Origin of the sequence: Pseudonocardia lacus, assembly GCF_018531445.1 — a bacterium.
GTDB classification, from domain to species: Bacteria; Actinomycetota; Actinomycetes; order Mycobacteriales; family Pseudonocardiaceae; genus Pseudonocardia; species Pseudonocardia lacus.
In genome coordinates, this window is record NZ_JAHDTH010000264.1 from 1 (window position 1) to 8,956 (window position 8,956).

Below are 8,956 nucleotides of genomic sequence, written 5' to 3' on the forward strand. Positions count from 1 at the left end.
GGTGCCGCGGGCCGTGCCGGCTGCGGGTCGGCGGGCGTGATCGGGAGGCGGGTGGTGCCGGCCGCGTCGGCCGCGTCCGTGCCGGCCTCCGCCGCCGGCGGCTCGCCGTCGCCGCCCTCGACGGCCGGCGCCTGGTCCGCCTCGAACACGCCCTCCGGGAGGGCGATCGAGCACACCGTGCCGCCGTCGTCGCCGGGGCGCAGCGCGACCTCGATCCGGTGCCGCGCCGCGAGCCGGGCCACCACGTGCAGGCCGAGGCGCTGGTTGACCGACAGGTCGATCTCCGGTGGGGCGGTCAGGACCTGGTTGGCCTCGGCCAGCGCCGCCTCCGGCATCCCGACGCCCCAGTCCTCGACCGTCACCACGCGGCCGAGACCACCGTGCTCGGGCCGCGACCGGACGGTGACGGCGCTGTCGGGAGGGGAGAACCGGACCGCGTTCTCGATCACCTCGGCCAGCAGGTGGGTCAGGTCGGCGACGGCGCGGCCGGCGACGGTGCGCTGCTCGTCGACGATGAACAGCACGCGGTCGAGGTCCTCGGTCTCGGCGACCGCGGCCCGCACCACCTCGCGCAACGAGGTGGGCCCACCCCCGGTGCGCGGCGCCTGCTCGCCGGCCAGGACCAGCAGGTTGCCGGCGTTGCGGCGGACCCGCACGGCGAGGTGGTCGAGGCGGTACAGCTCGGCGAGGACGTCCGGGTCGTGCTCGGTCGCCTGCAGCTTCCCGAGGATCTCCAGCTGCCGGTACACCATGCCCTGGGAGCGGCGGGCCAGGTTGATGAGCAGTTCGGAGACGAACCGCCGCCGTCCCAGCTCGACCTCGGTCAGCGCGGTGCCGACCTCGTCGCGCTCGCACCGGTAGCGCTCGGCGATGCCCCACAGCAGCGCGGACGCGACGCACAGCGCCAGCACCGCCCCGCCGAACAGCACGGCCGGCAGCCACGCCCCGGGGTCCTGCGGGTCGGCGGTCGTCGGGAACCCGGGTCGGGGCGCCAGTGCCTGCCCGGCCAGCGCGAGCACGGCGGCGGTCAGCAGCGGCGCCCACGACTGGTAGAGCCCGACCAGCCCGATGACCACGAACACGTGGAACCGGGCCGCGCCCAGCCCGGTCAGCCCGATCAGCCCGGCCGAGGCGCACACCAGCCCGACCGAGACGGCGACGGCCGAGACGGTGGACCGGTCGGGAGCCAGCACGCCGGCGGCCAGGCACACGGCGGGGGCGACGACGGCCAGCACGACCGTCGCCGGGGGGTGGCCGAGCCCGATGCCGAGCCCGGCGAGGCCGACCACGTGGGCGGCGAGGACCCACAGCAGCAGCCGGTGGACCGGCCGCCGGTCGGCGGCCTCCAGGGCGTGGCCGAGGGGGCGGCGGTCGTGCAGCGCCTTCCACATGGGTTTCGCACCGTTCTCCCCGGGTGATCAAGGGGTGTCAGCCGTTCGGGGGAGCAGTCCCCGGATTGATCACACGGAGTAACTTCTAGCCAGCGGGGAGTGAGGAGGGTACTGCGTCGGTGCGTCACCGTGTCCATACCCTCAGCGACCTTTGACCCGATTCGGCCTACGCGCCCCCGCCCCCGCCCCGTCGAGAACGAAGTTGTCGTGATCCACAAGCCCTGTTGATCACGACAACTTCGTTCTCGACGGCGCCCCCCGGGGGTCAGCTCCAGATCGTCACGTGCACCGGCGGGCGGAACACCGCGGCGGGCACGCCCGAGCCCGGGCTGCTCAGCAACCGCATCGCCTCCGGCGTCCCCAGGAAGCGGTGCAGCGCCGAGGCCGCCGGGTGGCGGCGGTCGGCGGGGAGCGTGCTCGCGTACCAGTACCGCTCGACCGGGGAGCGGGCCACGTCGAGGACCTGCAGCTCCCGGCGCCGCAGGCGGTGCGCGGCCAGGTGCGACAGGCCCGGGGCCACTCCGCCCCCGCGGGCGGCGGCGTCCCAGGCCGCGGCCTGGTTGGGGAACACGGTCAGGCGCGTGTCGGGGACGCCGAGGGCGCGCAGGAACAGGCCGACGTCGCCGTCGGGGTCGGTGCCGCTCGGGCCGACGCACCAGCTCCAGTGGGCGGGGCGACCGGGCGGGGTCGGCCCCGGGGCGCCGAGCACGACCAGCTGGCAGCGGAAGACGCGGTCGCTGACCAGGCCGGGCACCCCGCCGAGGTCGGGGCCGATGGCCATGTCGACCAGCCGCTGCGCGACCAGCACGCCCATCTCCGCGGTGCCGGCGACCCCGGTCGTCAGCTCGACGGCGCCCGCGCTGCGGGTGCCGAACGCGTCGAACAGGGGGCCGGCGACGAACTCGGCGACGTCGGCGGAGGTGACCAGGCGCAGCCGGTCGGGCGCGCCGCTGGCCGAGCGGACCGCGGACTCCGCCTCCACGCCCAGCCCGACGATCTGCGCGGCGATGGTGACCAGCCGCTGACCGCCGTCGGTCAGCTCCATGCCGTTCTCGCCGCGGACGATGAGCTGGTCGTCGAAGTGCTTGCGCAGCGCGGCGAGGGCCTGGGAGACGGCGGGCTCGCTGACGTCCAGCGTGGTGGCCGCCGCCTTGACCGAGCCCAGCCTGGCCACCAGCACGAAGGCCGTCAGCTGGTTCAAGGTCATTCCCCCGATTGTGCTGCGCGACACCGACCTAAGGGAACGCTTAGCCGGCGATTGTCCGCGTGGCGCGGGGTGGACACACTGCGTGCAGCGCCGGACACGGGGGTCCGGCTGAGGGGAGCCCGCCATGCAGGTGCCTGCCCAGTTCGACTACGAAAGGGCGACCGGCGTCGCGCACGCCATCGCCCTGCTCACCCGCTACGGCCCGGAGTCCCGGCTGGTCGCCGGGGGCCACAGCCTGATCCCGATGATGAAGCTGCGGATCGCCAACCCTGAGACGCTGATCGACATCAACGACCTCGACGAGCTCAAGGGGATCAGCATCGCCTCCGCCGACGGCGCCGACGCGCTGCGCATCGGGGCGATGGTCCGCCACACCGAGTTGCTGGAGTCGCCGCTCGCCGTCGAGCACTTCCCGATCCTGGTCGACGCCGAGCGCGTGATCGCCGACCCGGTGGTGCGCAACCGCGGCACGATCGGCGGGTCGCTGTGCCAGGCCGACCCGTCCGAGGACCTGTCGGCCGCGTTCACCGCGCTGCACGCCGTCGCGGTCATCGAGGGCGCCGACGGGCGCCGCGAAGTCTCCGCGCGCGAGTTCCACACCGGGCCGTACCAGACGGTCGTCGGCGACGCCGAGATCCTGGTCGAGGTCCGGGTGCCGATCCGGCCGGGCAGCGGCAGCGCCTACGAGAAGGTCGAGCGCCGGGTGGGCGACTGGGCCGTCGCGGCCGGCGGGGCGGCGCTGTGGCTGGACGCCGACACGATCACCGAGGTCGGCATCGGGCTGACCGCCGTCGGCGCCGAGCACTTCTGCGCCGCGCAGGCCGAGGACTACCTGCGCGGCGGCCCGGTCACGGAGGAGCGGTTCGTCGAGGCCGGCCGGATCGCCGCCGAGCACGTGCGCCCCACCGCCGACCAGCGCGGGCCCGAGGACTACAAGCGCCACCTGGCCGGCGAGCTCACCACCAGGGCACTGCGCCGCGCCGCGGCCCGGGCCCAGCACGGAACGGAGGCCTGAGCATGCAGATCACCGTCACCGTCAACGGCACGGCGCACACGCGCGAGGTCGAGCCCCGGTTGCTGCTGGTGCACTTCCTGCGCGACGAGCTGCGGTTGACCGGCACCCACTGGGGCTGCGACACCTCCAACTGCGGGGTGTGCGTCGTCCAGCTCGACGGGCAGCCGGTCAAGTCCTGCACCGTGCTGGCCGTCATGGCCGACGGGCGCGAGGTGCGCACCGTCGAGGGGCTGGCGCGCGGCGCCGAGCTCGACCCGATCCAGCAGGGCTTCTCCGACAAGCACGGGCTGCAGTGCGGGTTCTGCACGCCCGGGATGATGATGACCTGCCGCGCGCTGCTCGACCGCAACCCGGACCCGTCCGACACCGAGATCCGGGTCGCCATCTCCGGCCAGATCTGCCGGTGCACCGGCTACGAGAACATCGTCCGTTCCGTGCACGCCGCCGCCGAGATCGAGCGTGCGGCTCAGGAGGTGCACCAGTGAGCACCGACACCACCGGCGTCGCGGCGCCGGGAACCCCGCCCACCGAGGTCGCCCCGACCCAGGTCTGCGCGTCCACGCCCATGGGCTACGGCTCCATGCGGCGCAAGGAGGACGCGCGGTTCATCCGCGGCCAGGGCCGCTACCTCGACGACATCGCGCTGCCCGGGATGCTGCACGGGGCGGTCCTGCGCAGCCCGTTCGCCCACGCGAAGATCGTCTCGATCGACACCAGCGCCGCCGAGGCGCACCCGAAGGTCAAGGCCGTGATCACCGGCGAGACGCTGGCCGGGCTGGGCCTGGCCTGGATGCCGACGCTCAGCCACGACGTGCAGGCCGTGCTGGCCACCGACAAGGTCCGGTTCCAGGGCCAGGAGGTGGCGTTCGTCGTCGCCGAGGACCGCTACTCCGCGCGCGACGCGCTCGCCCTGATCGAGGTCGACTACGAGCCGCTCGACGCCGTCATCGACGCCCGCAAGGCGCTCGACGAGGGCGCCCCGGTGATCCGCGACGACCTCGACGGCCGCACCGACAACCACATCTTCGACTGGGAGGCCGGCGACTCCGCGGCCACCGACGACGTCTTCGCGAACGCCGACGTCGTCGCGTCCTGCGACATGCTCTACCCGCGGGTGCACCCGGCGCCGATGGAGACCTGCGGCTCGATCGCCAGCATGGACCCAGTGACGGGCAAGCTCACCGTCTACACGACCACCCAGGCCCCGCACGCGCACCGCACGATCTACGCGCTGGTCGCCGGGCTGCCCGAGCACAAGATCCAGGTGATCTCGCCGGACATCGGCGGCGGGTTCGGCAACAAGGTCGGCATCTACCCGGGCTACGTGTGCGCGGTCGTCGGCACGATCGTCACCGGGGCGCCGGTGAAGTGGGTGGAGGACCGCTCGGAGAACCTGATGGCGACCTCGTTCGCCCGCGACTACCACATGCACGGCGAGATCGCGTCCACCAAGGACGGCAAGCTGCTCGGGGTGCGGGTCAAGGTGCTGGCCGACCACGGCGCCTTCAACGGCACCGCGCAGCCGTCGAAGATGCCGGCCGGGCTGTTCCACGTGTTCTCCGGCTCCTACGACATGGCCGCCGCGCACTGCGCCGTCACCGGCGTCTACACGAACAAGGCGCCCGGCGGCGTCGCCTACGCGTGCTCGTTCCGGATCACCGAGGCGGTGTACCTGATCGAGCGCCTGGTCGACGTGCTCGCCCACGACCAGGGCTGGGACCCGGCCGAGCTGCGGATGAAGAACCTGCTCAAGCCCGAGCAGTTCCCGTACACCACGGCGCTGGGCTGGGAGTACGACTCCGGCGACTACCCGACGACGCTGCAGAAGGCCCTCGACATCGCCGGCTACGCCGAGCTGCGCCGCGAGCAGGCCGCCAAGCGCGAGCGCGGCGAGCTGATGGGCATCGGCATCGCGTTCTTCACCGAGGCCGTCGGCGCCGGGCCGCGCCGGACCATGGACATCCTCGGGCTGGGCATGGCCGACGGCGCCGAACTGCGCGTGCACCCCACCGGCAAGGCCGTGCTGCGGCTGTCGTGCATGAGCCAGGGCCAGGGCCACGTCACCACGTTCGCCCAGATCGTCGCCGAGGAGCTGGGCATCTCCCCGGACGACATCGAGGTCGTGCAGGGCGACACCGACCAGACCCCGTTCGGGCTGGGCACCTACGGCTCCCGCTCGACACCGGTGTCGGGCGCGGCGACCGCGATCGTCGCGCGCAAGGTCCGGGAGCGCGCGAAGATCGTGGCCGCGGCGATGCTGGAGGTCTCGCCCGACGACCTGGAGTGGGAGAAGGGCCGCTTCCACGTCGCCGGCGACCCGTCGGCGTCCGCGGCGATCGCCGACATCGCCATGGCCGCGCACTCCGACCTGGAGCTGCCCGAGGGCGTCGAGGGCCACCTGGACGCCACCTGCGTCTACAACCCGCCCAACCTCACCTACCCGTGCGGCGCCTACATCTGCGTCGTCGACGTCGACAAGGGCACCGGGCAGGCGTCGGTGCGCCGGTTCATCGCCGTCGACGACTGCGGGGTGCGGATCAACCCGATGATCGTCGAGGGGCAGGTGCACGGCGGCCTCGCCGACGGCGTCGGCATGGCGCTGATGCAGCTCATGGCGTTCGACTCCGACGGCAACCACCTCGGCGCGTCCTTCATGGACTACCTGCTGCCCACCGCGATGGAGTGCCCGTCGTGGGAGCTGGGGGAGACCGTGACGCCCTCGCCGCACCACCCGATCGGCGCCAAGGGCGTCGGGGAGTCGGCCACGGTCGGCTCGCCGCCCGCGGTCGTCAACGCGGTGCTCGACGCCATCGGCGTCCGGCACGCCGACATGCCGCTCACCCCGGCGCACGTCTGGCGGGCGATGCGGGGCGAGCCCATCCGCACCGACCTGGCCATCGGCTGACGGGTCGATGACCATGGCCGACGCCAGGCTGCTCGACCGCGCCAGCCGGCTGCGCACGGGGCGCACCCCGTTCGTGCTGGCCACCGTGGTCCGCGCGGAACGCCCGACCAGCGCCCGGCCGGGCGACCAGGCCCTGGTGCTGGCCGACGGGACGATGGAGGGCTTCGTCGGGGGCTCGTGCGCGGAGAGCACCGCCCGCGTCGAGTCGCTGCGCGTGCTGGCCTCCGGCGAGGCCGGCCTGCTGCGGATCACCCCGGGCGGCGGGGCGTCCGCGCCGCCCGCGCCCGGGGTGCGGGTGGTGGACAACCCGTGCCTGTCCGGCGGGGCCCTGGAGATCTTCCTGGAGCCGGTGCTGCCGCCGGCGCTCGTGCTGGTCCGCGGCGACTCGCCGGTGGCGCGGGCCGTGGTGCGGGTCGGCGAGGCGCTCGACCACGACGTGCGGGTGGTGGACGACCCGGCGGCGCCGCCACCGGCCGACACCGCCGCCGTCGTCGTCGCCTCGCACGGCCACGACGAGGAGGAGGTGCTGGCCGCCGCGCTGGAGGCGGGCGTGCCCTACGTCGCCCTGGTGGCGAGCCGGGCCCGGGCCGCCGGGGTGCTCGGCGCGGTGGCCGCGCGCGGGGTCACCGGCGTCGAGCGGGTGCACGCCCCCGCCGGCCTCGACATCGGCGCCCGCACGCCGAACGAGATCGCCCTGTCCATCTACGCCCAGCTCGTGGCCGAGCGCTCCGCCCGCCCCGCCGCCCCCGCCGCCCCCGCCGCCCCCGCCGCCCCACTGCCCGGAGTTCAGGAAAGCCACGTTCCGGAACCCACAGGGCAGGAACGTGGCTTTCCTGAACCGGGCGGGGCGGTGGTGCCGCCGCCGCGGGAGGCGCCGGTGATCGACCCGGTGTGCGGGATGGAGGTGGTCGCGGCGGCGCCGACGCCGTCGGCCGGCGGGCACTGGTTCTGCGGGTCCGGCTGCCGCGACGCCTACCTGGCCGACCCCGGCGGGTACCCGCGGTGACCGACCTGCCGTCCGATGTGGACGACCTGCGGGCCAGCCTCGACGCGACCGGCTACCTGACCGACGACCCGCTGGCCACCGCCCTGTTCCTGGCCGTGCGGATGGGGCAGCCGATCCTGTTGGAGGGCGAACCGGGCGTCGGCAAGACCCAGGCCGCCAAGGCGCTCGCCGAAGTGCTCGACACCCCGCTGCTGCGGCTGCAGTGCTACGAGGGCATCACCGCCGCCGAGGCCCTCTACGAGTGGAACTACCCGCGCCAGCTGCTGTCGATCCGGCTCGCCGAGTCGCGCGGCGAGCAGCTGCGCGACGCCGACCTCTTCACCGCCGAGCACCTCCTGGCCCGCCCGCTGCTCGCGGCCATCGACCACCCCGGCCCCCGGCCGGCGGTGCTGCTGATCGACGAGGTCGACCGGGCCGACGACGAGTTCGAGGCGTTCCTGTTCGAGTTGCTCGCCGAGTCCGCGGTCACGATCCCGGAGCTGGGCACCCGGCGCGCGGTCGTCCCGCCCGTCGCGGTGCTCACCTCCAACCGCACCCGCGACCTGCACGACGCCCTCAAGCGCCGCTGCCTCTACCACTGGATCGGCTACCCCGGCCCCGACCGCGTCGCCGAGATCGTGCGCCGGCGTGTGCCGGGGGCGGCCGGCTGGCTGGCCGGGCAGGTGGCCGGCGCGGTGCAGCGGATGCGCGGCCTCGACCTGCTCAAACCGCCCGGCGTGGCCGAGGCGATCAGCTGGACCACGGCCCTGCACGTCCTCGGCGTGGCGGAGCTGGACGCCACCGCCGCCGACCGCACCCTCGGCGCCGTCCTCAAGTACGACGAGGACGCGACCGCGGCCCGCGACCGGGGCCTCGCCGCCCTGGTAGCTCCCCGATGACCCCTCCTCGCCCACCCCTCCCACCCCCCTCACGCCGTCCCACCGCGCCACCCGGAGTTCAGGAAAGCCACGATGCTGCCCGCAGAGGGCAGCATCGTGGCTTTCCTGAACCAGGGGTGGGTGTTCAGGCGGGGCTGGCGCCGGCGGGGGTGGCGGGGCTGGCGGAGGTGGTGGCGGGGTTCGCGGAGCGGTGCCGGGCCGCGGGATTGGTGGTGGGGCCGGACCGGGTGCAGCGGTTCGCGGCGGCGGTCGTGGCGGTGGGGCCGACGACGTCGGGGCGGTTGCTGTCGTGCGCGCGGGCCACGCTCGTCTCGGACCCCGCCCAGCTGCCCCTGCTCGACGCGGTGTTCGCCGAGGTCTTCGGCGGGCTCACCGACGACGTCCGGCGCGGCGACCCGACCGCGCCGCCGATCGAGGCGGTGCGGTCGTCCGACGGCGCGACGGGGGCGGGGCGACGGGCTCGGGGTGCGGCCGGTGGCCGGACGCCCCGGTCCGGGCCGGGTGGGCGCGGGTCGGGGGAGGCGCGGGAGGTCGGGGTGCCGGTGGCCGCGTCG

The 8,956-nt window shown here is 74.6% G+C and carries 7 protein-coding genes and 1 pseudogene; 6 read left to right on the plus strand and 2 right to left on the minus strand.

Annotation, left to right across the window (positions count from 1 at the left end):
• Together KIK08_RS34760 and KIK08_RS34765 are read right to left on the minus strand one after the other, a co-directional pair.
• A partial coding sequence (locus KIK08_RS34760; RefSeq protein WP_250558433.1) for a sensor histidine kinase occupies window positions 1-1,391 on the minus strand: 1,391 nt, incomplete at its 3' end.
• 265 nt (window positions 1,392-1,656) lie between these two features.
• Complete coding sequence (locus KIK08_RS34765; protein WP_214407569.1) at window positions 1,657-2,598, minus strand: LysR family transcriptional regulator; 942 nt, start codon at window positions 2,596-2,598, stop codon at window positions 1,657-1,659.
• A gap of 124 nt (window positions 2,599-2,722) precedes the next feature.
• Here KIK08_RS34765 and KIK08_RS34770 point away from each other — a divergent pair, with 124 nt between their 5' ends.
• The 6 genes and pseudogenes from KIK08_RS34770 to KIK08_RS34795 form a co-directional block, all read left to right on the plus strand.
• On the plus strand, window positions 2,723-3,613 hold the full coding sequence (locus tag KIK08_RS34770) for an FAD binding domain-containing protein (protein ID WP_214407570.1): 891 nt from the start codon (window positions 2,723-2,725) through the stop codon (window positions 3,611-3,613).
• A gap of 2 nt (window positions 3,614-3,615) precedes the next feature.
• On the plus strand, window positions 3,616-4,098 hold the full coding sequence (locus tag KIK08_RS34775) for a (2Fe-2S)-binding protein (protein ID WP_214407571.1): 483 nt from the start codon (window positions 3,616-3,618) through the stop codon (window positions 4,096-4,098).
• Between the two features lie 80 nt (window positions 4,099-4,178).
• Window positions 4,179-6,518, plus strand: a complete 2,340-nt coding sequence (locus KIK08_RS34780; RefSeq protein ID WP_214407573.1) for an aerobic carbon-monoxide dehydrogenase large subunit — start codon at window positions 4,179-4,181, stop codon at window positions 6,516-6,518.
• A 13-nt stretch (window positions 6,519-6,531) separates the two neighbouring features.
• Complete coding sequence (locus tag KIK08_RS34785) at window positions 6,532-7,524, plus strand: XdhC family protein (protein ID WP_214407572.1); 993 nt, start codon at window positions 6,532-6,534, stop codon at window positions 7,522-7,524.
• A complete protein-coding gene (locus KIK08_RS34790) occupies window positions 7,521-8,402 on the plus strand; it encodes an AAA family ATPase (protein WP_308258079.1) in 882 nt (293 codons plus the stop codon). Before KIK08_RS34785 ends, KIK08_RS34790 begins: the two co-directional genes overlap by 4 nt.
• A 116-nt stretch (window positions 8,403-8,518) precedes the next feature.
• Window positions 8,519-8,956, plus strand: a pseudogene (locus KIK08_RS34795) (hypothetical protein); the annotation flags it as partial.